Genomic DNA, 22,259 nt, shown 5'->3' with positions numbered 1-22,259 from the left:
CTGAAATCCCAGGCAAAAAAAATCCCCGAACCAGTCGGGGATTTTTTATGTGCGATCAATCAGCCCAGAGGCGGATCAATCTTCGCGGTAGCGACGCAGTTTGAGCTGCTTACCGGCAACGCGAGTGTCTTTGAGCTTGGCCAGCAGTTTTTCCAGGCCATCTTCCGGCAGCTCCACCAGGGAGAAGCTGTCACGTACCTGGATGCGACCGATGGCTTCACGCGCCAGACCACCCTCGTTGAGGATAGCGCCCAGCAGGTTCTTGGCAGCGATACCGTCACGCGCACCCAGCGCGGTACGGCAACGAGCACGACCTTCAGCCAATGGAACCGGAGCACGACGCTCACGATCACCACGCTCTGGACGGTCGCCGGAACGCTCTGGACGATCACCGCGCGGGGCGTTGTTCGGGACCAGTGGGCGCTCTTTCTCGATGGCAGCCAGGGTCAGGGCTTGACCATTGGTTGCTTTGCGCAGCAGGGCTGCAGCCAGGGCACGCGGGGTGCAACCGATATCTGCGGTCAGGCGGTCCAGCAGGTCGCCGTGGGTCGATTCAGCATCAGCCACCAATGGCGCCAGGCTGTTGGTCAATTTCTTGATGCGTGCATCAAGAACGGCCTGGGCATCCGGCAGGCGTACTTCGGCAACTTTCTGACCGGTGACACGCTCGATCACTTGCAGCATGCGGCGCTCGCGCGGAGTCACCAGCAGCAGTGCACGACCTTCGCGACCCGCACGGCCGGTACGGCCGATACGGTGAACGTAGGACTCTGGATCGTACGGCATGTCAACGTTGAACACGTGGGTGATACGTGGAACGTCGAGGCCACGAGCAGCAACGTCGGTCGCCACAACGATGTCCAGACGGCCATCCTTGAGGGAGTCGATCACGCGCTCACGTTGGTTCTGGGCGATGTCACCGTTCAGCGCAGCGGCTTTGTAGCCTTTGGCTTCCAGGGCACTGGCCAGGTCCAGGGTCGCTTGCTTGGTGCGCACGAACATGATCAGGGCGTCGAAGTCTTCGACTTCCAGCAGGCTCAATACAGCCGAGGTCTTCTGGTCAGCGTGAACCAACAGGTGAGCCTGTTCGATCGCGGTAACGGTCTGGGTCTTGGTCTGGATCTTCACGTGTTGCGGATCGCGCAGGTGGCGTTCGGCAATGGCACGGATCGACTGCGGCAGGGTGGCCGAGAACAATACGGTCTGACGGGTCGGTGGCAGCGCCTTGAAGATGACTTCCAGGTCATCCATGAAGCCCAGCTTCAACATTTCGTCAGCTTCGTCCAGAACCAGGTGGTTCACGGTCGACAGGACTTTTTCGTCACGACGCAGGTGGTCGCACAGACGGCCCGGGGTGGCGACAACGATCTGTGCGCCGTTACGGATAGCCTTGAGTTGTGGGCCCATCGGCGCGCCGCCGTAAACGGCCACAACGGTTACGCCTGGCATTTGCTTGGCGTAGGTTTCAAAAGCGGTTGCTACTTGCAGCGCCAACTCTCGGGTTGGCGCCAGGATCAGGGCTTGCGGCTCGCGCTTGGCAGGATCGATACAATGCAAAATAGGCAGGGCGAACGCGGCGGTTTTACCGGTACCGGTTTGCGCCTGGCCAATCATGTCCTGGCCGGCCATGATGATCGGGATCGATTGCTGCTGAATAGCCGAAGGTTCTTCGTAGCCAGTCGCGATGACAGCGGCGAGAATGTTCGGGTTAAGATTAAAAGCGGCGAAGCCGCCGGTTTCCTGGGTCATGGGTCTGCCTCTAAGTGCATCCGCAAAGACCCATGCTCCAAAGCTGCGCATGCCGTGTTGAGACTCAAGAGTCGCCCTGGCTGCTTTGTCGGCGGGGATTTGCGAAAACGAATGAATGAAAAAGATTCGTCAAGGGAGAGTCCGCTGTGCGGACGTGCAGCCGAAGCTGACTTCGGGGAATTGCGCTACCTAAACGCGGCCCGGTTAAAGGCCGGCGCGCACTATACCGGAAATAGCTGAAAAAGGGAGCTTTTTTTATCGCAGCGCACTGATAAACCGCGCTGCGTCGCGGGCTTTGCAGATCTGTGCGCCAGGGTCTATTTTTCAAAGGCCCGGCCCTGCTGGTCATCAAGCTTAAACGGTTCACCCACCCACTCAGGCCCTTCGGTCTGAAACCCTACCCGCGCCCGAGGGCACACCCGATGAAACAAGCCAGCAGTAGCCGCGTCAGCCGTGCACTTGAGGGCCATGTTCTATTGCTGGGCCTGGACCGCGTGGCCAAGCGCAATGCCTTCGACCTGGATTTACTCAATGAGCTGAGCCTGGCCTATGGCGAATTTGATCGAAACGATGACGCCCGGGTGGCCGTGGTATTTGCCCACGGCGATCACTTCACGGCGGGGCTGGACCTGGCCAATGTCAGCGGCGTGATGGCGGGCGGCTGGCAACCGCCGCTCGGCGGATGCGATCCCTGGGGCGTATTCGCAGGGCCCAGGGTCAGCAAACCGGTGATCGTCGCGGCCCAGGGCTACTGCCTGACCATTGGTATCGAGTTGATGCTGGCGGCGGATATCAACCTCTGCGCCAGCAATACACGCTTTGCACAGATGGAAGTGCAACGTGGGATCTTTCCGTTTGGCGGCGCAACAATGCGCTTGCACCAGATCGCGGGCTGGGGCAATGCGATGCGCTGGCTGCTTACCGGAGACGAGTTCGACGCCCATGAAGCCCTGCGCCTGGGCCTGGTACAGGAAGTAATGGCCAGTGAAGACCTGTTGCCCCGCGCCATCGAACTGGCCAACCGCATTGCTCGTCAGGCGCCGCTTGGCGTGCAGGCGACGCTGATGTCGGCGCGTCTGGCGCGTATGGAAGGCGAAGCTGTCGCCGCCGCCGCCCTGCCGCCCATGGTGGATAAATTGCTCAACAGCGAGGATGCCAAGGAAGGCGTGCGGGCGATGATCGAGAAGCGGCCGGGGGTGTTCAAGGGGATTTGAGTTGGTAATACCGACGCCATCGGGGGCAAGCTCCCGATGGCGACGGAGCACACAACTAGGTTGCCGGCCGAATAGCCTTGATCAACGGCTGCAACGAGTACCCCAATCTCGGCGCCAAGGCTTCGGCGCGGGCTGACAGGGCATCGAGGTCCAGTTCCTGATCCAGCTCGGAAGGCACCAGCAGAATCACATTGCCCTCCTTCACCGGCAGCTCCCAGTAGTGTCGGTGATACAACCCACGCAGCAATGCCGCGCCCAGCGGTTTACCATCATCGGTGGCCCACTGATTGATCACCAGCCAGCCGCCGGGGTTGAGTTTCTTCTGGCAGCTTTCCAGAAAGGTCCAGGCCAGATGCCCCACACCGGGGCCGACATCGGTGTAGAGGTCGACGAAGATCAGGTCGGCCGATTCAGCGGTATCGAGCAATTGCAGGGCGTCCCCCACGCGAATGTACAAGCGCGGGTCGTCATCGAGCCCCAGGTATTCGATGGCCAGGCGCGGTACATCAGGGCGCAGTTCAATGGCCTCGACGTCTTCCAGCGGCAGAAACCTGAGGCATGCCTGGGTCAACGTGCCCGCCCCTAAACCGAGGAACAACGCGCTCTCCGGCTGCTCATGGCACAGCGCACCGATCAACATGGCGCGGGTGTAGTCATACTCCAACCAGCTCGGATCGGCGGTGAACACGCAGCTTTGCTCGATGGCGTCGCCGAATTCGAGAAAGCGGTAATCGGCTACTTCGAGCACACGGATCATGCCGAAATCATCATGGACTTCGGCCAGCAGGCGCTCGACACGCTCCTCGGTCATCACTACTCCTAAGGGGTTTACCGCTTGGCAAAGGCGCTATTGTCGGCCAACCGGCAGCAACAGGTCACGCACTAATTGCTGATAACATCAGCGTCATCCGTCAATCACCCAATCGAGTTCATGATGAGCCAACCCTGGAGCCCCGACAGCTGGCGCGCCCTGCCGATCCAGCAACAACCCCAGTATCCGGACGCTGCACACCTGTTGCAGGTGGAGCAGAACCTGGCCAGCTACCCGCCGCTGGTGTTTGCCGGGGAAGCCCGTGAGTTGCGTCGCCAGTTTGCCGAAGTGACCCAGGGCCGCGCTTTCCTCCTGCAAGGTGGCGATTGTGCCGAGAGTTTTGCCGAGTTCTCCGCGGCAAAAATCCGCGACACCTTCAAGGTGCTGCTGCAGATGGCGATTGTCATGACCTTCGCCGCCGGTTGCCCGGTGGTGAAAGTCGGACGCATGGCCGGCCAGTTTGCCAAGCCGCGCTCGTCCAACGATGAGACCATCGACGGCATCACCCTGCCCGCCTACCGTGGCGACATCGTCAACGGCATCGGCTTCGATGAAAAAAGCCGTGTGCCGGACCCGGACCGCCTGTTGCAGTCCTACCACCAGTCCACCGCCACCCTCAACCTGCTGCGCGCGTTTGCCCAAGGGGGGTTCGCCGACCTGCACCAGGTGCACAAGTGGAACCTGGACTTTATCGCCAACTCCGCACTGGCCGAGAAGTACAGCCAACTGGCAGACCGCATCGACGAGACCCTGGCCTTCATGCGCGCCTGTGGCATGGACAGCTCGCCGCAATTGCGCGAAACCAGCTTCTTCACCGCCCACGAAGCGTTGCTGCTCAACTATGAACAAGCCTTCGTGCGTCGCGACAGCCTGACCAACGACTACTACGACTGCTCGGCCCATATGCTGTGGATCGGCGACCGTACACGCCAGTTGGACGGCGCCCACGTCGAATTCCTGCGCGGGGTGAACAACCCGATCGGCGTGAAAGTCGGGCCGAGCATGAACCCGGACGATCTGATCCGCCTGATTGATATCCTTAACCCGGACAATGACCCTGGTCGCCTCAACCTGATTGCGCGCATGGGCGCAGGCAAAGTCGGCGACCACTTGCCCAACCTGATCCGCGCCGTACAGCGCGAGGGCAAGCAGGTGCTGTGGAGCTCCGATCCGATGCACGGCAACACCATCAAGGCCAGCAGCGGCTACAAGACCCGCGACTTTGCGCAAATCCTCGGCGAAGTGAAGGAGTTCTTTCAGGCGCACCACGCCGAAGGCAGCTACGCCGGCGGCATTCATATCGAGATGACCGGGCAGAACGTCACCGAATGCATCGGCGGCGCACGGCCGATTACCGAAGACGGGCTATCGGACCGCTATCACACCCATTGCGACCCACGGATGAATGCCGATCAGTCGCTGGAGCTGGCGTTTCTGATTGCCGAGACCTTGAAACAGGTCAAACGCTGATCAACATCGCCGCCCTTAATCGGGCGGCATCGGGTCGCTGGCAATTGAGCTGGACCTGCTCCAGCCCCAGCCAGGCGGCCATTTGCCGCAGGTTGAAGGCCAGCGCCAACATGCCTTCGTCGTCCAGCCCCGATTCCTCTTCGTGCACTGCATGCACCGCCAGCCGCCCATGGGCACGCTCGGCCCGCAGGTCGACGCGCGCAGCGATCCGCTCATTGTGCAAAAACGGCAGCACGTAGTAGCCATACACCCGCTTGTCTTGCGGGGTGTAGATCTCCAGTCGATAGCGGAAATCGAACAAGCGCTCGGTGCGGCTGCGCTCCCATATCAATGAATCGAACGGTGACAGCAAAGCGCTCGCCGGCACTTTGCGTGGCACTTTGGGCTCCGGCAGACAGTACGCTGGTTGCTTGAAGCCTTGCACCTGGCACGTCAGCAACTGCCCGTCCTCGACCAGTTCGGCCAAGCGCGGGCGGCTGTCCGCGGGGTCGAGGCGGAAGTAATCGCGCAGGTCCTTTTCGGTGGCGATACCCAGCGCCGTCGCGCTATGCAAAAGCAAGCCGCGCTGGGCTTGAGCCTCGCTCACGGACGTTTGAAGAATCTCGCCCGGGATCACACGCTCCGGCAAATCATATAGCCGCTCAAAACCCCGGCGCCCAGCAACGGTGACCAAACCGGCGGCGAACAGCCATTCCAGTGCGTGCTTCTCATCACTCCAATCCCACCAGGGCCCAGCACGCTCCTCTCGGGTCGACAAACTGCCCGCACCCAAGGCGCCCTGTTGCTCGACGCTGTGCAACACACGCTGGATAGTCGCCTGCTGCTCACGGCCAAAACGCGCCATCTGCGCATAGATGCCCTGCCCTTGCCTGGCCCGCTCCATGCGCCAGCGCATCAGCGGGTACATCGCCATCGGCAACAGCGACGCCTCATGCCCCCAATACTCGAACAATGAACGCCGCCTCCCCTGGCTCCAGGCTGCTTGCTCAAGGAGCAACGGGGTGTACTGGCCCAGGCGGGAGAACAACGGCAGGTAGTGGGAACGCACCAATGCGTTGACCGAGTCGATCTGTATAACGCCCAGGCGTTCGATCAGCCGGTTGAGGTGCGCAGCTTTTATCTGGGCAGGCGCTTGGCGCCCCGAGAAACCCTGGGCGGCCAGCGCCATGCGTCGAGCTTGCTTGAGTGAAAAGGACAGGTCGGCGGGCATGGCAATCTCCATAAAAGCTCGCCCCTACCCTACTGCATCCTGGCTTACTTTCGCAGCGGGTCTTCCCAGAAATGCCGATGGCTTTCCTGCTCGACGTCGGCGCGGTTGAGCCCAATATCTTTGAGTGCGTCATCGCTCAAGGTCGCCAGCAAGTTGCGCTCCTGATGCAATAACTGCCAACGCGCAAACCTGTGGAACAGCTCGGCAAACGCCCCTTTATTCAGCAATACAGAACCTTTCTGGCCTTTCATCTACTCGCCCTCCAGTGGGGATGACGAAAGTGTGTGCCTGCCGCTATGATCAATCCAACGAATGTTTCTTATGCAATACATCTCGGAGATTGATCCATTGTCCGGTTACCCGAGTATCGACACTGACGTGCTACGCACCTTCGTGGCCATTGCCGACCAAGGTGGCTTTACCCGCGCCGGTGAGCTGGTCAACCGCACTCAATCGGCGGTGAGCATGCAGATGAAACGCCTGGAGGAGGATGTGTTGCAGCGCAAGCTGTTCGAGCGTGATGGCCGACAGGTGCGGCTTACGCCCGAAGGCCAAGTGCTGCTGGGGTACGCGCGGCGCATCCTGAAACTGCACAGCGAGGTGTTCAATACCCTGCGCGAGCCACACATGGTGGGGCTGGTACGCATCGGCACGCCGGATGACTACGTGATGCGTTTTCTGCCGGGGATCCTAAAGCAGTTTTCCAAAGCTTACCCACTGATTCAGCTTGAGATGCACTGCGAGGCGTCGTCTGTATTGATGCAACGGCGGGACCTGGCGCTGACCGTCATCAGCCGCGAGCCCGGTAATGATATCGGTGAGTTGTTGCGCACTGAACGCATGGTGTGGGCTGCGTCACCGTGCTTCTGTGTCGATGAGCACGATGCCCTGCCCCTGGCGATTTCCGGCGATGACTGCCTGTACACCCATTGGGCACGCGCCGCACTGGATGCGGCCGGACGCGATTATCGCCTGGCCTATCACAGCTCCAACGGCGCGGCGATCCAGGCGGTGGTCAGTGCTGGCCTGGCGGCGATGGTCAGCATGGAAAGCCTGATCACCGACGACCTGCGAGTGCTTGGCAGCGAAGAAGGCTTTCCCCCGCTGCCGTCGATGAATCTGCGCTTGCTACGCAACCCGCAGATGACGTCGCCGATCACGGAATGCCTGGCGGAGTACATCGTTGAAGGCTTCAAACTTTAAAGGTCAACATCACCGCGCACACCACTAAAAAGCCACAGAACAGGCCGCGCAACAGGCGCTCCGGCATGGCGTGCGCGACTTTCACACCCCAACTGATACTGAGCAGGCCACCTACCGCCAGTGGCAGGCCGATCATCCAGTCCACCTCGTGGTGCCAGGCATAAGTGACCAGAGTCACGCTGGTGCTGGGCAGCGCCAAGGCCAACGATAAGCCTTGGGCAACCACTTGGGTGGTGCCGAACACACTGGTGAGTACCGGCGTGGCGACCACCGCGCCACCCACGCCGAACAATCCGCCCATGGAGCCGGACGCCGCGCCCAATACACCAAGCCACGGCCATGAATAGCGCATCTGCGTCGTGGGCGGCGCGTTGCGGGTGAACATGCGCAGCAGGTTGTAGGCCGACAGCGCCACCAGGAACGCAATAAAGCCGATACGCATTGCGCCCGCATCCAGCCCCACCGCCCAGATAGATCCCAGCCAGGCAAAGCAGAATCCCATCACGCCCAATGGCAAGGCGTGACGCAACTCGATGCGATTACGCTGGTGATAGCGCCACAGGGCAAGCATCACATTGGGCACCACCATGACCAAGGCGGTGCCCTGGGCGATCTGCTGATCCAGGCCGAACAGCACGCCCAGCACCGGGATAGCAATCAGCCCGCCGCCAATGCCAAACAGCCCACCCACCGTGCCCAGGGCCGCGCCCAATATCAGGTACATCACTAAATCCAACACCGCGCTACTCCGTCATCCCAAGTCTTGCATGCTACGCAGTCGGCTCTAGCGCGGAAACGCACAGCAACGCACAATGGCTATGCCCATCTCGCACAAGCGCTAGCCAATGAACCCCAATACCCTCACCGAACAACTGGGCCTGTTTCTGGACGTATTGGAAACCGGCAGCTTTTCCGCCGCCGCACGGCGCCATCCGCTGACGCCCTCCGCGGTGGCTAGGCGTATCGACAGCCTGGAAAGCTCAGTGGGCAGCCAGCTGTTCCAGCGCAGCACCCATGCGGTGCTGCCGACACCGGCGGGTTTGGCCTTTGCCGAACGGGCCCGGCGGATCGTCAGTGAGTTGCAACTGGCCCGGGCGGAAGCAGTGTCCCTGAGCCACGCGCCGGAAGGCTTGATCCGGGTGGATGCACCTGCGGCATTCGGTCGACGGCACCTGGCACCGGTGATTGCGGATTTTTTGAACGTGTACCCGGGCCTGGACGTGCATCTGCACCTGATCGACAGCTTTGTCGATATGCAGGGCGCACATCTGGGCAAGGTCGACCTGGTGCTGCGTGCCGGGCATATCGTAGACACGCGGTTGATCGCTACCCCGCTGGCGAGCATCGTGCGTATCGCCTGTGCCAGCCCGGCCTACTTGAAGAGCCGCGGCACACCGACCCATCCTCGAGAACTGAGCGAGCATGACGGCCTTGACTGGGATGGCCTGGCGCCAATGTTTGCCTGGCGCTTTGAGCATGACGGGCGTCGCACCACTTATCGTCCGCGGCGTATCCGCCTGAGCGCCAACAACGCTGAGGCCCTGCTCAGCGGTGCGCTGGCGGGGCTGGGCATCGCGCATTTGCCTACCTGGCTTGCCAGTGAATACCTGGTACGCGGTGAGCTGCTGCCGCTGTTTTGTGAAAACGGCCTGCCCAGCCCGGAGACCGCCGGCATTTATGCGCTGCGCCTGGAACAACAACCCAACGCCCGTAGCCGATTACTCCTTGAATACCTCAAGTCGCGCTTCAGCCCAGTGCCGCCTTGGGATTTGGCCTTGCAAAGCGGCCTGATCTGACCCGCCTGGCAAAATTACCTGGCGCATTAAAGATTTGCCCGCTAGATTCCAGCGCAGACACGCTTTTACGAGGCACCCCAATGAGTAAAAACCCTGATCCCTGCCAATCGCTGCTGCTGGACAATCAGCTGTGCTTCGCCTTGCATTCCACCTCGTTGCTGATGACAAAGGTGTACAAACCCTTGCTCCAGGCGCTCGGCCTGACCTACCCGCAGTACTTGGCCATGATGGTGCTGTGGGAAGAGGATGGTTTGACCGTCAGCGAAATCAGCAGCCGCCTGCTGACGGACCCCGGTTCACTCACGCCATTACTCAAACGCCTGGAAGCCGAGGGCCTGCTTAGCCGCACCCGTAGCCGCGAAGATGAGCGGGTGGTGGTGGTAGAGCTGACCGACGCCGGGCGTGCCTTGCAGGGCAAGGCCAAGGATGTGCCCCAATGCATCCTGGGCGCCAGCGGGATGCAGCTTGCGCAATTGCGCAAGCTGCAAGCCGACCTGATCGCGTTGCGCGGCAATCTGCAAAGCGCTATTTAGAAAACAGCAAATCACTTTAATGTGGGAAGGGCGGTGCGCCCCTCCCACATTAAATTTCAGCCAGTCAAAAACATTTAGCTTGCGCGCAAAACATTAGCGCTATACATTGGCCCTGCCAACTAATTAGCGCGCAAACATTTAGCGCTACCAACCAAAGAGGAACGCCCCATGCAAACGCTCTATACCGCAGTAGCCACCGCCACTGGCGGCCGTGATGGTCGCGCTGTTTCCAGCGACAACATCCTCGACGTCAAACTCTCCACCCCCAAGGAATTGGGCGGTGCTGGTGGCCAGGCTACCAACCCGGAGCAACTGTTCGCCGCGGGCTACTCCGCTTGCTTCATCGGGGCGCTGAAATTTGTCGCCAGCCAGACCAAACGCAAAATCCCGGATGACGCCTCTATCACCGCCCACGTTGGCATCGGTCAGATCCCCGGCGGTTTCGGCCTGGACATCGACCTGCACGTCAGCCTGCCGGGCCTGGCCCAGGAGGATGCGCAAAGCCTGGTCGACGCCGCCCACCAGGTATGCCCTTATTCCAACGCCACCCGTGGCAACGTGGATGTGCGCTTGCATGTAACAGTCTGATAAACAGACGCCCACAAAAAAGCCCGACACCAGGTCGGGCTTTTTGCGTACCGGCGGGGCCAGAATTACTTCTTGGCGCGACCTTTGTACGAACCACCTTCGCGGGTGTCGATCTCGATCAGGTCGTCGATTTCGATGAAATCGGCCACTTGCAGTTCGGTACCGTTGCTCAGCTTGGCAGGCTTCATCACCTTGCCCGAAGTGTCGCCGCGAGCGGAACCTTCGGTGTAGGCAACCTTACGCACGATGGTAGTCGGCAGCTCTACGGACACCAGGCGCTCTTCGAAGAAAATCGCTTCGCAGACGTCTTCCATGCCTTCTTCGATGAACGGCAGAACGGCTTCGATATCTTCAGCGTTCAGCTCGTACATGGTGTAGTCGGTGGTGTCCATGAACGTGTAGGTGTCGCCGCTGATGAAGGACAGGGTCGCTTCCTTGCGGTCGAGGATCACGTCGTCCAGTTTGTCGTCAGCGCTGTAGACGATCTCGGTCTTGTAACCGGTCAGCAGGTTCTTCAGCTTGGTCTTCATGATTGCGCTGTTACGACCAGACTTGGTGAACTCAGCTTTCTGAACCAGCCAAGGGTCGTTTTCGAGACGGATCACTGTACCGGGTTTCAGTTCTTTACCAGTTTTCATTGCATATATCCGAAATTTGGATGGGATTTACAAAAATCAAGGTGGCGTATCATATCCAACTTTCATAAAACTGTACCAGCGCCGTCGCAAGATCGGCCTGCAAGCCTTGTTCCAGACACCAGTTCTGCGCGTGCTCATTCACCTCGGGCCAGTGTTCCAGCAGCATTTTCCAGGACTGTGCCATGTCGCCATCAGCGTTCCAGGCTTGCCAAAGCGCAAAGACAGCCGCTTTGGCGGCAGGCGAGAGTGCAGCGGTGTACAACTCAAGGAAGGCATCCAGTTTGTCCAGGTGGATGTCTTCATCCTGGCGGTAGATATGCCACAGCAACGGCCTCCCCGCCCATTGGGCGCGCACGAAGGAATCCTCACCGCGCACGGCGTTGAACTCGCAACACCACAGCAAATGGTCATATTGCTCCTGGCGCATGAATGCAATGACCTGCACCGTCAGCGCCCCGCGTACCTGGATGTCTCCCGCCGACAGGCTGGTCACGCCCAACCAGCGTTGCACATCCCCCAGAATTCGCCCTTCCGGCACCAGCAAGTGAGTCGCACGCCCATCCTTGGCGAGCACGTCCAGCCAACCGGCCAGCCCAGGATTCTCATAGGCAAACAATGAGATCAATCGTGCCCCGCCCGCAGGAGACACGCCCAGGCTCTGCAGGAATTGTCGTTGCGCAACGTCATCCTGCTGAAAAGCCTGGCGTCGCTCCACCAACCCGGCTTCACGCAGCAAACCACCGGTACCAGGACGAAAGCCGGGGAAGAAAAAGTACTTCTGCACCCCCTTGAACTTCACCGAAGGCAGGCGATGACAACCCACCACCCAGTCTTCTGCGCTGAGGTAATCCAGGTTCATCCACAACGGCGGAAGCTCACGCTCGGCCATGCGCTCCATGTAGTGCGGCGGCAGCTGGCAGGCGAATGCAGCAATCACCACATCGGCCGACTGCGCGCCCGGCCATTCGGCCGGCCAGTGCCGCACCTCTACGCCCTCTTGCCATTGCTGGTCCATCTGCACATCAATGTGCGGGCACATGCGCTCGAACGCCCGCAGGTCATCGACCCACAAGCGCACCTCACAACCATGCTCCGCCACCAACTGTCGGGCCAGGCGCCAGGTCACGCCGATGTCGCCGTAGTTGTCGACGACGCTGCAAAAAATATCCCAGCGGGCTTTCATTCCGGGCTCCATCGTCCAAAGGCTCGATTGTCCGCATAAATGCGCTGATGCAGAAGGCTTGATCGCGATTATTCTGCACGGCGGCTGTGCGACAATCGGCACCACGCCGTCAATGTCTGCCAGGAGGCCATCATGTCCGACCGTCAGCTGTCACTGTTCAAGCTGTGCATCGCCATTGCCGCAGGCGTGTGGCTGGGGTTTATCGCCATTGCGCTGACCGCCTGGCTGGCAACTCGCTATCTGTTTCCCCAAAGCCTGGCACCCGTGGCCCAGGCGGTTCAGCAGTTGGGCGAGCCGGCCGCAGTTGTGCCGCAGCCACCGAACCGCATGTTCGAACAGTATCAACAAAACCTGCAAAAGCAGGAACAACAACAGGCCCTGGACCAGGCCCGCAGTAATGCGCGCAACCTGTCCAACCCCAAATGCCAGTTCTGGCTGCAACAGGACCAGAACGCCCCCAGTGAAAAGACTCGGGCCAATGTCCTGCAATTTTGCGATTGAAGATCATGAATAAACACGCCGTCCTCCAGTTGATCCTGGAAAAACTCACCGCCGACCTCGATATTGCCCAACGCGCCGCGCAGACCGCTTACGAAACCGCGACCCACGAAGAAAACATCGCCGAGAACAAATACGACACCCTGGGGTTGGAGGCGTCATACCTCGCGGCCGGGCAGGCCAAGCGGGTCGAGGAGATCAAGCAATCGCTGACGCTGTGCCAGAACCTTCAGTTGCGAGGGTACGATGAACAACGCGGGATAGAAGTCGGGGCGCTGTTGGGCCTGGAAGACGAGAACGGTCGCCAGCAATGGCTATTTTTGGCGCCGGATGCGGCAGGGTTGAAAGTCGATGTGGTCGGGCAACCGGTGACCGTCATCACCCCGCGCTCGCCCCTGGGCAAAAGCCTATTGGGCAAGTTTGAAGGGGATGAGGTGGAGATTCTGGTGGCAGGCGCTCGGCAACACTTTATGGTTACCGAGGCCCGATAAATCACTCAGTGGACGGGTAATTCAACACCGTCGAACAAATCTTCCAGCTCTTGCTTGTTGTGGCACTGGATCGCCTTGGCCATGACTTCGCGGGTCAGGTGCGGTGCGAATTTCTCGATGAAATCGCACATGAACCCCCGCAGGAAGGTGCCGCGACGGAAGCCGATCTTGGTCACGCTCGACTCGAACAATTCGCTGGCATCCAGCACCACCAGGTCTTTGTCGAGGTTGGTGTCGACCGCCATCTTGGCGACGATCCCGACGCCCAGGCCCAGGCGAACGTAAGTTTTGATCACGTCAGCATCTGCAGCGGTGAACACCACTTTTGGCGTGAGGCCACGGTGGCTGAACGCTTCGTCGAGCTTGGAGCGGCCGGTAAAACCAAACACGTACGTCACGATTGGGTATTCAGCCAAAGCTTCCAAGGTCAGCTTCGGCAGCTTGGCCAGCGGGTGGCCTTGGGGCACCACTACGCAACGGTTCCAGCGGTAGCACGGCATCATCACCAGGTCGCCGAACAGCTCCAGGGCCTCGGTGGCGATGGCAAAATCGACGGTGCCATCAGCGGCCATCTCGGCGATCTGCATCGGCGAGCCCTGGTGCATGTGCAGGGCGACGTCCGGGTATTGCTTGATGAAATCGCGAATCACCGGCGGCAATGCATAACGCGCCTGGGTGTGGGTGGTGGCGATCGAGAGGGTGCCCTTTTTTTCGTTGGAGAATTCCTGGGCGATCTGCTTGATGCTCTCGACTTTACGCAAGATCTCGCCAGCGGTGGTGATGATCCGCTCGCCAGCCGGGGTGACGCGGGTCAGGTGCTTGCCACTGCGAGCGAACACTTCGACGCCCAACTCGTCTTCGAGCAGGCGGATCTGCTTGCTGATACCGGGTTGCGAGGTGTAAAGGCTTTGAGCGGTAGCGGAAACGTTGAGGTCGTGGTGCGCCACTTCCCAGATGTAGCGCAGTTGTTGAAGCTTCATATCAATCCCTCAAAGCAGATAGACGCCACGGGTATCAGCGACGATATATAACTATATTAAAGGTTAGACAGATAAATCTAGAACTTTTTATCGTTTTTACCGATCAGCTATCTTCGCTGCGTCTACGCTGCAGCGACGGCACCAGATAAACCGGCACCGGAGACAGCTGCAACACGCGAGCAGCGGTGCGCCCCAAGGGCACGGCCACGCCGGTTGCCTGGCTATGACTCCCTACGATCAGCAAGTCGACGGAAAGTTTTCGCAGTTGGTCGAGAATCACCTCGCAGGTATCCCCTTGGATCACCCTGACCGAACGAATCAATTGCAGGTCCTGCTCCCCTTCCCCCAACTCATCGCGAAAGCCGTCCAATACGCGCTGTTCGATGGTCGCCATGACCGTGCTCAACCCCTGGCTCTGCCATTCGCTCAGCGCCTTCTCATCAAGGTAGCTCTGTAATACTGATTCGGCGAACAACCCGATGGGCTCGACCACATGGATCACATACAGGTCAGCCTTGAACGTTCGCGCCAACGCCAGCGCATGTTGCATCACGTACGGCGCATACAGACCCAGGTCCGTGGCATACAACATCGAACGAATCATAGAACCTCCTGGACTGCCAGGATGGCGGAGATTGAATGAGCTTAGCAGCTAGCTCTCGGTCTGGATTCTCAACTCGTTACTGATGCCATGGGGCACATGCCCGGTGGCCACCACCTCCCTGGCTTTCTCGCAATGCCCGGCCTGGTCATCAAAAAATACATCGGCCGCAAAGGCCTCCAGGAAGGCGGATTTTTCCAGCCCACCGAGAAACAGCGACTCGTCCAGGCGGATATCCCACTCACGCAGCGTACGAATCACACGCTCATGGGACGGCGCCGAACGTGCAGTGACCAGCGCCGTGCGGATCGGGCAGGCGTCATCGGCAAACTCGCGCTGCAACAGGTTGAGCGCCGCCAGGAAGCCTTTGAACGGGCCGCCGTGCAACGGCTGGCGCGCCGACTCCCGCTCACTGGCCTGAAAGGCTTCCAGCCCGCCAGCCTGGTAGACACGCTCGGACTCGTCGGAGAACAACACTGCGTCGCCGTCGAATGCGATGCGCAGTTCTTCGCTCGAAGCCCGGCGCGCACCGCCCGACAGAATCGTCGCCGCGGCAAAACCGGCATCCAGGGCGCTGCGCACATCTTCAGCATGGGTGGAGAGAAACAGATGACAACCGAAGGCAGCCAAATAAGGATAAGGACTACGCCCGCCGACGAAAGCGGCGCGCGAAATGTCCAGGCCGTAATGCTGGATCGAGTTGAACACCCGCAACCCGGTATCGGCACTGTTGCGCGACACCAGCACCACCTCAACCCGCGCACGGCCCAAGCTGGCATTCAGGCTCAACAGCTTTTTGACCAGCGGGAAGGCATCGCCGGGCTCGAGGGTTTCTTCCTCGTGTTCGATCTGGTATTTGCGGTAAGCCTCAACACCTTCAGCCAGGTAGACCTTGTGACTGTCACTGAGGTCGAACAGCGCCCGCGAGGAAATCGCCAGCACCAGCTTGTCACCCAACCCCTTTGCCATGGTGTCTCCCCCCAATCAGCGATTGTGCCGATCAATAAAACTCAAGGCCTGGTACAGCGCCTGCATACGCGGCAGCTCGCAACCGGCCGCCCTCGCAGCGGCCAGGGGCCGGGCGTAGATCGCCGCCAATTCCAATGGGCGCTTATGCACGTGATCGTGATACATGCTGGGCAAGTAATCGTCCATGGTTTCGGTCATGGCAAACATCTGCCCTGCGTAGCTGACGGGAATTTCATGGCCGCAGGCACGGGCGCCTTGCACCACTTCGGCCATCAAGGCCTGGATCAATTCGCGGCTGGACTCATCCGCCATCATGGCCTTGGTTCCCGTGCCCAACAACACAGACAGGCCGTTATACGGCACGTTCCACACCAGTTTATGCCAGCGCGCCTGATGCACGTTGGCCATGGCCTGGGACTCGATGCCGGCCCGGTGAAACAGCCCCGCGCCCTCTTCGACAATTGCCTTTTGCTGCGCCTCATCGTTGGCAGCCGTACCGCTGTGATACCCCAGGTTGACCCGGCCCAGTGCCTGATGCTCGACCACACCCGGAGCGGACCGGTACACGCCGATGTAGCACAGCCCGCCGAGCAGGTGCAGCGACGCTGGCAAATGTTCACGCAGACTGTCCTCTACATCCAGGCCGTTTTGCAGCAGCACCACCTTGGCATCCGGCGCCGCGACCTGGGCGATAGTCGGCGCCAGGTCCACGTTGCCGGTGGATTTGGTGCCCACCAACAGCCAGTCGCATGAAGGCATGTCGGCGGCGCAGGCATAGGCCTGAACCGGATGCAGGTGCAACGGGCCATGCACCGTGCTGTTGACGTGCAGGCCCTTTTGACTAACCGCTGCATATTCGCTGCGCAACAGGAAATGCACATCGAAGCCAGCACGCGCCAGCATCAAGCCGTAGTAACCACCAATGGCACCCGTGCCAATAATGCCAATGCGTGGCGACGGGGATGAAAGGGCTGTCATGGCAAATCCTCTGGTGTGCGTGTGAGCGCCTGGTTTACACATTTGGCGAGGTCGGATGCCGTAAGCCGTGTCTGTAATTGCCCGAGGAACTGACCCTCGCACACCAGGAACAACGCCGGCAAATGAAAGATCTGGTAGCGTTCGACTGCACCGCCATTGTGCCCGGCATCAACCCAGCACACGCGGTCCACCGGCAGCGGCCAGCTCGGCAGTTGCTGGCGTGCCCAACGGCAACTGGAGCAGCCGACACTGGTAAACACTACCAGCGAAATACCTGGCAATCCCAGCAATTGCTGGTCAATATCCAGGTCGGTCAATTCCAGTTCCTTCACTATACTGCTGCCACTGCCGTCAACCGGACGGCGCTCGGAGTCCGTGTACATGGGTCGTTTTTTACCTCACCCTGATGATGTCGCTGTCGAGTTGATCCAACGTCCCTCTCCTGCCCTGCCCCGTCAACGCCTGCACACTATCGGCCGCGGCGGCGTCGCCTGCAATTGGCCGCGAGCCTGGCGCCCAGGCACGGCGGTCGACCTGCATATCCCCTCCTTGGGGCCCAGCGCCCGTTATCCGGGCTATGTAGCCTGGTGCCGCAAAGGCGAAAACGCTTATCGCGTCGGTATTTGCTTTACCGATGAGCACGCCTTGTTCGGTGCGCGAATGGGCGAGCAAGTGTGCCAGATCGAACGTTACTGCCGCCTGCACGAAAACACCGAGCCAACACCTGCGCAACTGGAAGCCATGGCCCGTGACTGGGTGTCGCGCCACGCCGCCGAGTTCTCCCATGAGGCCGTTGTGCAATCGGCGCTGGATTAAACCGGGCTTTGCCCATTGTCGCGGGCCCGTGTTACGCGCTAAGGTTCCTCCCCCCTGTATTCAAATCATGCTGTGCCCGCCGCACGGGGATGGCTGGCGGCCGGCACCCGTGACCCTGGCGAGTAACACGATGGCTGATTTACCGATCAATGACCTTAACGTCGAATCCAACGAGACCCTGATCACACCCGATCAGCTCAAGCGCGAAATCCCCCTGAGCGACGCTGCCCTGCAGACCGTCACCAAGGGTCGCGAAGTCATCCGTGACATTCTCGATGGCACCGACCACCGTCTTTTCGTGGTGATCGGGCCTTGCTCGATCCACGACCTCAAGGCTGCCCACGAATACGCCGAGCGTCTCAAGGTGCTGGCCGCTGAAGTGTCCGACACCCTGTACCTGGTGATGCGCGTCTATTTCGAGAAACCGCGTACCACCGTCGGCTGGAAAGGCTTGATCAACGACCCGTACCTGGACGACTCGTTCAAGATCCAGGACGGCTTGCACATCGGGCGCAAACTGTTGCTGGACCTGGCTGAAATGGGCCTGCCTACCGCCACCGAAGCGCTGGACCCGATCTCCCCGCAGTATCTGCAGGACCTGATCAGTTGGTCGGCCATCGGCGCACGCACCACCGAATCGCAAACCCACCGCGAAATGGCGTCCGGCCTGTCTTCGGCCGTAGGCTTCAAGAACGGCACCGACGGCGGCCTGACCGTGGCGATCAATGCCTTGCAATCGGTCTCCAGCCCTCACCGTTTCCTGGGTATCAACCAGGAAGGTGGCGTCTCCATCGTCACCACCAAGGGCAACGCCTACGGTCACGTAGTGCTGCGCGGTGGCAACGGCAAGCCCAACTACGATTCGGTCAGTGTCGCACTGTGCGAACAGGCGCTGAACAAAGCCAAGATCAAGCCAAACATCATGGTTGACTGCAGCCACGCCAACTCCAACAAGGACCCGGCCTTGCAGCCACTGGTGATGGAAAACGTCGCCAACCAGATCCTGGAAGGCAACCAGTCGATCATCGGCTTGATGGTCGAAAGCCATTTGAACTGGGGTTGCCAGGCAATTCCAAAGGATCTGGCCGATTTGCAGTACGGCGTGTCGATTACCGATGCCTGCATCGACTGGGCGGCTACCGAAACCACCCTGCGCAGCATGCACGCCAAGCTCAAGGACGTGTTGCCCAAGCGCAAACGCAGCTGAACCACGCATTTTTTCTGGATCAGACGCACACAAAAACGCCGGGCAAGCCCGGCGTTTTTATTGGCAACTGGTCAGTTACAGCTTTGCGGCATGGCGCTGGTGACGCTCCATATAGCGCTCGACATAGGAGCACGATGGAATCACGGTGTAGCCAGTCACTTCGGCATACTCCAAGGCTGCCTCGGTCAACGCGGCCGCAATGCCTCGTCCGCGCAGCGCGTTGGGCACGAACGTGCGATAGATATCCAGCGTCTGCTTCCCGAGGTCCATATAGGTCAGATAGGCACGATGACCGTCCACATTGGTCTCGAACTGATGACCAGCCTGGTCATGGTGGATGGACAACGCCTCGCTCATCACTACTCCTCGCGGGTCTTGAATATTGACCCTACCTTACCGATGTTTTTCCGGCGAAGGAACATCTACGCCACCCCGTGCCGGTTTCGACAACGAGAAAACCCTGAGCGCTCACAGCCAGCACGTAGGGAATAGTAGGCACCAATCCTGCAATTGCTCAAGGCGCACTCATCATTCCCTGCCCCGGCTGGATATATAGAAAGGGCCTCGATCAACCGTTGACCGATAGCCTGAACATTGCCGGCAGTTGAAGCTTGAGACGAACTGCCGCTCTTAAAGTCACCTCTACATGCGCAAAAGATGCCAGCCGGAGTAAAGCCGATGGCAACGAAAGTGCCCGCTTCGATATATAAATTTTCATCTGTTTACAAGGCTTAACACATGCGGGCCGGCCCTTTCAGCCTGGATCCAATGTCGGTCGAGATGAAAAAAACTGGACAGTTTTCATACAAACCTTCAAAAGGTTAGCCAAAATAGATTCGGCACAGGAATTTTTTTTGCTTCTTGCGCAACGTCAGTTTACTTACTACAAGTAATGGGTAGTATGTACGCCGGCTATTAGCTCACTCTGAGCAAGTAGCCATCTAATTGAAAGTCCTTGAAGGGGAACACGATGAACAACGTTCTGAAATTCTCTGCTCTGGCTCTGGCCGCAGTTCTGGCTACCGGTTGCAGCAGCGTCTCCAAAGAAACCGAAGCTCGTCTGACTGCAACTGAAGACGCAGCAGCTCGCTCCCAGGCTCGTGCAGACGAAGCCTACCGTAAAGCTGATGAAGCTCTGGCTGCTGCTCAAAAAGCACAACAGACTGCTGACGAAGCTAACGAGCGCGCTCTGCGCATGCTTGAGAAAGCAAGCCGCAAGTAATAATCCTTCGGGGTTGTTATCAAGCCGATCCATTTATGGGTCGGCTTTTTTTTGCCTCGCGCTTGACGCGCCTACAGGTCGACCGGCGTGCTGGAGGCCACCGGCGCCGCGCCCGGCACGCCAATCTCGGTCGGCAAACCATCCTCGGCCGCGACCACATCACGCACCTGGTCCCAGTTCACGCGCAGGTTGTTGGACAGGTCTTCACGCTTGAGCAACGCGTTGATGACCGCCGTGTGCTTGTCGACCACCGAAGGCGTGCCGTCATCGTTCAACGGGGTATTAGCTTCAAGGTAGACCTTGCCACCACTGCTGCCGAACTTGTAGGCGTCGTTGATAATGCGCACCGAGGTGCCCACCGGCACCATGCCGGCCATTTCCAGTACGTTGTTATTGAACATGCGGAAACAGCCGTGGCTGGTACGCGTGCCGATACCAAATTTCATGTTGGAGCCATGGATCAGGTAACCCGGCGTGCCCAGCGTGAACTTGAACGGCCCCAGCGGGTTATCCGGACCGGCAGGCACCACGTTGGGCAGCGGGTCACCGTTGGCGGCGTGCTCGGCCTTGATCGAGGCCGGTGGCGTCCAGGTCGGGTTCGGCGTCTTGGCGATGATACTGGTGTGGGCGATCGGCGAGCCCCAGCCTTCACGGCCAATGCCCAACGGGAAGGTGTAGACGACGTCCTGGCCCTTTGGATAGTAGTAGAGCCGGTACTCGGCCAAGTTGATCACAATGCCTTCCCGTGGCCCCGGCGGCAGGATAAAACGTGTCGGCAGCACAATATCGGTGCCCGCGCCCGGCAGCCAGGCATCGACGCCGGGGTTGGCCGCGACCATTTCCGAGTAGCCCAGGTCGTAGGTGGTGCCCAGGTCGGCAAAGGTATCTTCGTACTTGGCCTTGATGACCTGGACCTGACCGACAATGTCCTCGCCTGGCGGCGGCAGGGGCAACTGCAAGGCTGCCGCCGAACCGGCCGCACAAAGCGCAGCGAGAGACAGGCAGCAGGTGACGACGGAAAGGCGCGACAACATCCGGAAAATCCTTCGCAAGACGACGGGTAGGTTAAAAGCGAGCTACAAGCTACAAGCTTTCAGCCGCTAGCTTACAGCTTATAGCTCGAAGCTTGCAGCTGCTTCTATAACTCGAACCGCAGCTCCGGCCAGATCGGCGGCGTGCCGCGCTTTTGCGATTCGAGAATCGCCCGGCATAACGGGCACAGGCGCTGATCCTGGAAGATCGAGCGATTCACCGACGACCAGCGTGGCTGCGCCGGCAATAAAGTGCCGCAGAGCGTGCGGTCGATCGAGCCGCCCAACTCCAATTGACGCGCCACCAGATGCACCCGCACTTCCTGGCAGGCGAACAGATCCAGCTGCTCGTCCGGCTCGATCAGTTGGTAGTTAAACAGGGACCAGGCAGGGCGCGACATCGGGGGCTCCAGATCAGGGGGGCGCCACCTTAGCCGAAAGCCTGCCGGTAGAAAAGCGTCATAGCAGCGGTTTTAGCGTCGGCCAGACATTTTCCAGCAACTTGCCTTGCGCTGCGACCGCCGGGTGCAGTTGATCAGCCTGCATCAACTCTGGATGACCGCCCACGCCTTCGAGGAAAAACGGTACCAGCGGAACGTTTTTTTCCTTGGCCAACACACCATAGACTTCGGCAAACGCAGTGGTGTATCGCGGCCCGTAATTGGGTGGCAACTGCATACCCAGCAGCAGCACCTTGGCACCGCCAGCCTTGGACTGGTCAATCATCGACGCAAGATTTTGTTTCAATTGCGCCGGCGGTTGCCCGCGCAAGCCATCATTGCCCCCAAGTTCGATAACCACTACGTCAGGCTTATGCTCTGCAAGCGCCGCAGGCAGGCGTGCGAGGCCACCCGCACTGGTGTCGCCACTGAGGGATGCGTTGACCACTTTGTCGTCAAAACCCTCCTGCTTGAGCCGTTGTTCCAGCAGAGCAACCCACCCTTTGCGGGTATCCAGGCCGAAACCGGCACTGATACTATCGCCAACGATCAGGACTGTACCCGCCGCTGCGTTCTGGGCCATGCACATCAAGGCCAGGCCAGCACTCAAAAACCACATTCGCATCGGATT

The 22,259-nt window shown here is 59.8% G+C and carries 27 protein-coding genes; 11 read left to right on the top strand and 16 right to left on the bottom strand.

The features are described from left to right. Positions 1 to 75: 75 nt before the first annotated feature. Positions 76 to 1,749 carry a DEAD/DEAH box helicase gene (locus PSEBG33_RS18145; RefSeq protein WP_005786445.1) on the bottom strand — a complete coding sequence of 558 codons (1,674 nt, stop codon included), beginning with the start codon at positions 1,747 to 1,749 and terminating at the stop codon, positions 76 to 78. A 422-nt stretch (positions 1,750 to 2,171) separates the two neighbouring features. On the opposite strand from PSEBG33_RS18145, the gene PSEBG33_RS18150 reads away from it, so the two are divergent. Then, the gene (locus tag PSEBG33_RS18150) at positions 2,172 to 2,963 is read left to right on the top strand and encodes a crotonase/enoyl-CoA hydratase family protein (protein ID WP_005786443.1); all 792 of its coding nucleotides are present in this window, start codon (positions 2,172 to 2,174) and stop codon (positions 2,961 to 2,963) included. A 55-nt stretch (positions 2,964 to 3,018) separates the two neighbouring features. Here PSEBG33_RS18150 and PSEBG33_RS18155 read toward each other — a convergent pair whose 3' ends face one another. Then, positions 3,019 to 3,774, bottom strand: coding sequence for a spermidine synthase (locus PSEBG33_RS18155; RefSeq protein ID WP_005786442.1), 756 nt, complete (start codon positions 3,772 to 3,774; stop codon positions 3,019 to 3,021). Between the two features lie 123 nt (positions 3,775 to 3,897). On the opposite strand from PSEBG33_RS18155, the gene PSEBG33_RS18160 reads away from it, so the two are divergent. Then, positions 3,898 to 5,244, top strand: coding sequence for a class II 3-deoxy-7-phosphoheptulonate synthase (locus PSEBG33_RS18160; protein WP_005786440.1), 1,347 nt, complete (start codon positions 3,898 to 3,900; stop codon positions 5,242 to 5,244). Here the strand turns inward: PSEBG33_RS18160 and PSEBG33_RS18165 are convergent. Both PSEBG33_RS18165 and PSEBG33_RS18170 read right to left on the bottom strand, forming a co-directional pair. After that, entirely contained in the window at positions 5,234 to 6,454 is a 1,221-nt protein-coding gene (locus PSEBG33_RS18165; RefSeq protein WP_005786439.1) for a winged helix-turn-helix domain-containing protein, read from the bottom strand. The two genes, PSEBG33_RS18160 and PSEBG33_RS18165, sit on opposite strands and share 11 nt — an antisense overlap. Positions 6,455 to 6,498: 44 nt before the next feature. Beyond that, positions 6,499 to 6,705: a DUF1127 domain-containing protein gene (locus PSEBG33_RS18170; RefSeq protein ID WP_005786437.1), complete on the bottom strand. Its 207-nt coding sequence runs from the start codon at positions 6,703 to 6,705 to the stop codon at positions 6,499 to 6,501. A gap of 70 nt (positions 6,706 to 6,775) precedes the next feature. On the opposite strand from PSEBG33_RS18170, the gene PSEBG33_RS18175 reads away from it, so the two are divergent. Next, positions 6,776 to 7,657, top strand: a complete 882-nt coding sequence (locus PSEBG33_RS18175) for a LysR family transcriptional regulator (protein ID WP_005786436.1) — start codon at positions 6,776 to 6,778, stop codon at positions 7,655 to 7,657. Here PSEBG33_RS18175 and PSEBG33_RS18180 read toward each other — a convergent pair. Beyond that, positions 7,647 to 8,396 carry a sulfite exporter TauE/SafE family protein gene (locus tag PSEBG33_RS18180; RefSeq protein WP_005786435.1) on the bottom strand — a complete coding sequence of 250 codons (750 nt, stop codon included), beginning with the start codon at positions 8,394 to 8,396 and terminating at the stop codon, positions 7,647 to 7,649. The two genes, PSEBG33_RS18175 and PSEBG33_RS18180, sit on opposite strands and share 11 nt — an antisense overlap. Before the next feature lie 106 nt (positions 8,397 to 8,502). Between PSEBG33_RS18180 and PSEBG33_RS18185 the strand changes: the two genes are divergently transcribed. From PSEBG33_RS18185 to PSEBG33_RS18195, 3 genes are all read left to right on the top strand, one after another. Further along, positions 8,503 to 9,453 carry a LysR family transcriptional regulator gene (locus PSEBG33_RS18185; protein ID WP_005786433.1) on the top strand — a complete coding sequence of 317 codons (951 nt, stop codon included), beginning with the start codon at positions 8,503 to 8,505 and terminating at the stop codon, positions 9,451 to 9,453. Between the two features lie 80 nt (positions 9,454 to 9,533). Further along, positions 9,534 to 9,986: a MarR family winged helix-turn-helix transcriptional regulator gene (locus tag PSEBG33_RS18190; protein WP_005786431.1), complete on the top strand. Its 453-nt coding sequence runs from the start codon at positions 9,534 to 9,536 to the stop codon at positions 9,984 to 9,986. Between the two features lie 168 nt (positions 9,987 to 10,154). Continuing rightward, complete coding sequence (locus PSEBG33_RS18195) at positions 10,155 to 10,574, top strand: organic hydroperoxide resistance protein (protein ID WP_005786430.1); 420 nt, start codon at positions 10,155 to 10,157, stop codon at positions 10,572 to 10,574. Between the two features lie 65 nt (positions 10,575 to 10,639). Here the strand turns inward: PSEBG33_RS18195 and PSEBG33_RS18200 are convergent, their stop codons facing one another. Together PSEBG33_RS18200 and earP are read right to left on the bottom strand one after the other, a co-directional pair. Further along, entirely contained in the window at positions 10,640 to 11,212 is a 573-nt protein-coding gene (locus tag PSEBG33_RS18200) for an elongation factor P (protein WP_003172723.1), read from the bottom strand. Positions 11,213 to 11,261: 49 nt separating this feature from the next. Further along, entirely contained in the window at positions 11,262 to 12,395 is a 1,134-nt protein-coding gene (gene earP, locus PSEBG33_RS18205) for an elongation factor P maturation arginine rhamnosyltransferase EarP (RefSeq protein ID WP_005786428.1), read from the bottom strand. A gap of 132 nt (positions 12,396 to 12,527) precedes the next feature. Between earP and PSEBG33_RS18210 the strand changes: the two genes are divergently transcribed. Further along, positions 12,528 to 12,896: a hypothetical protein gene (locus PSEBG33_RS18210; protein ID WP_005786426.1), complete on the top strand. Its 369-nt coding sequence runs from the start codon at positions 12,528 to 12,530 to the stop codon at positions 12,894 to 12,896. Between the two features lie 5 nt (positions 12,897 to 12,901). Continuing rightward, positions 12,902 to 13,384: a GreA/GreB family elongation factor gene (locus tag PSEBG33_RS18215; protein WP_005786425.1), complete on the top strand. Its 483-nt coding sequence runs from the start codon at positions 12,902 to 12,904 to the stop codon at positions 13,382 to 13,384. A gap of 5 nt (positions 13,385 to 13,389) precedes the next feature. Here the strand turns inward: PSEBG33_RS18215 and cysB are convergent, their stop codons facing one another. From cysB to PSEBG33_RS18240, 5 genes are all read right to left on the bottom strand, one after another. Continuing rightward, entirely contained in the window at positions 13,390 to 14,364 is a 975-nt protein-coding gene (gene cysB / locus PSEBG33_RS18220; protein WP_005786423.1) for an HTH-type transcriptional regulator CysB, read from the bottom strand. A 103-nt stretch (positions 14,365 to 14,467) separates the two neighbouring features. Further along, complete coding sequence (locus tag PSEBG33_RS18225; protein ID WP_005786422.1) at positions 14,468 to 14,968, bottom strand: universal stress protein; 501 nt, start codon at positions 14,966 to 14,968, stop codon at positions 14,468 to 14,470. Between the two features lie 48 nt (positions 14,969 to 15,016). After that, positions 15,017 to 15,934 (bottom strand): 5'-nucleotidase, encoded by a 918-nt coding sequence (locus PSEBG33_RS18230; protein ID WP_005786420.1) that lies wholly within the window; start codon positions 15,932 to 15,934, stop codon positions 15,017 to 15,019. Between the two features lie 15 nt (positions 15,935 to 15,949). Then, positions 15,950 to 16,912 (bottom strand): putative 2-dehydropantoate 2-reductase, encoded by a 963-nt coding sequence (locus PSEBG33_RS18235; RefSeq protein WP_005786419.1) that lies wholly within the window; start codon positions 16,910 to 16,912, stop codon positions 15,950 to 15,952. Then, positions 16,909 to 17,295 carry a hypothetical protein gene (locus PSEBG33_RS18240; RefSeq protein ID WP_005786417.1) on the bottom strand — a complete coding sequence of 129 codons (387 nt, stop codon included), beginning with the start codon at positions 17,293 to 17,295 and terminating at the stop codon, positions 16,909 to 16,911. The genes PSEBG33_RS18235 and PSEBG33_RS18240 overlap by 4 nt, the downstream gene beginning before the upstream one ends. Here PSEBG33_RS18240 and PSEBG33_RS18245 point away from each other — a divergent pair. Both PSEBG33_RS18245 and PSEBG33_RS18250 read left to right on the top strand, forming a co-directional pair. Continuing rightward, the gene (locus PSEBG33_RS18245; RefSeq protein ID WP_005786415.1) at positions 17,294 to 17,728 is read left to right on the top strand and encodes a PilZ domain-containing protein; all 435 of its coding nucleotides are present in this window, start codon (positions 17,294 to 17,296) and stop codon (positions 17,726 to 17,728) included. The two genes, PSEBG33_RS18240 and PSEBG33_RS18245, sit on opposite strands and share 2 nt — an antisense overlap. A 130-nt stretch (positions 17,729 to 17,858) precedes the next feature. Beyond that, on the top strand, positions 17,859 to 18,935 hold the full coding sequence (locus PSEBG33_RS18250) for a 3-deoxy-7-phosphoheptulonate synthase (RefSeq protein ID WP_005786414.1): 1,077 nt from the start codon (positions 17,859 to 17,861) through the stop codon (positions 18,933 to 18,935). Positions 18,936 to 19,010: 75 nt separating this feature from the next. Here PSEBG33_RS18250 and PSEBG33_RS18255 read toward each other — a convergent pair whose 3' ends face one another. Further along, positions 19,011 to 19,292, bottom strand: a complete 282-nt coding sequence (locus PSEBG33_RS18255; protein ID WP_005786412.1) for a GNAT family N-acetyltransferase — start codon at positions 19,290 to 19,292, stop codon at positions 19,011 to 19,013. Between the two features lie 613 nt (positions 19,293 to 19,905). Between PSEBG33_RS18255 and oprI the strand changes: the two genes are divergently transcribed. Beyond that, positions 19,906 to 20,157, top strand: coding sequence for an outer membrane lipoprotei OprI (oprI, locus tag PSEBG33_RS18260; protein ID WP_003172710.1), 252 nt, complete (start codon positions 19,906 to 19,908; stop codon positions 20,155 to 20,157). A gap of 71 nt (positions 20,158 to 20,228) precedes the next feature. Here oprI and PSEBG33_RS18265 read toward each other — a convergent pair whose 3' ends face one another. The 3 genes from PSEBG33_RS18265 to PSEBG33_RS18275 form a co-directional block, all read right to left on the bottom strand. Further along, positions 20,229 to 21,191: a L,D-transpeptidase family protein gene (locus tag PSEBG33_RS18265; protein ID WP_005786396.1), complete on the bottom strand. Its 963-nt coding sequence runs from the start codon at positions 21,189 to 21,191 to the stop codon at positions 20,229 to 20,231. Between the two features lie 104 nt (positions 21,192 to 21,295). Next, positions 21,296 to 21,589, bottom strand: coding sequence for a hypothetical protein (locus PSEBG33_RS18270; protein ID WP_003189866.1), 294 nt, complete (start codon positions 21,587 to 21,589; stop codon positions 21,296 to 21,298). Positions 21,590 to 21,647: 58 nt separating this feature from the next. Next, a complete protein-coding gene (locus tag PSEBG33_RS18275; RefSeq protein WP_005786393.1) occupies positions 21,648 to 22,253 on the bottom strand; it encodes an arylesterase in 606 nt (201 codons plus the stop codon). Between the last annotated feature and the right edge of the window lie 6 nt (positions 22,254 to 22,259).

Source organism: Pseudomonas synxantha BG33R, assembly GCF_000263715.2.
Lineage (GTDB): Bacteria > Pseudomonadota > Gammaproteobacteria > Pseudomonadales > Pseudomonadaceae > Aquipseudomonas > Aquipseudomonas synxantha_A.
The sequence above is the reverse complement of the archived record's forward strand: the minus strand, read 5'-3'. Positions and strand labels throughout refer to the sequence as shown.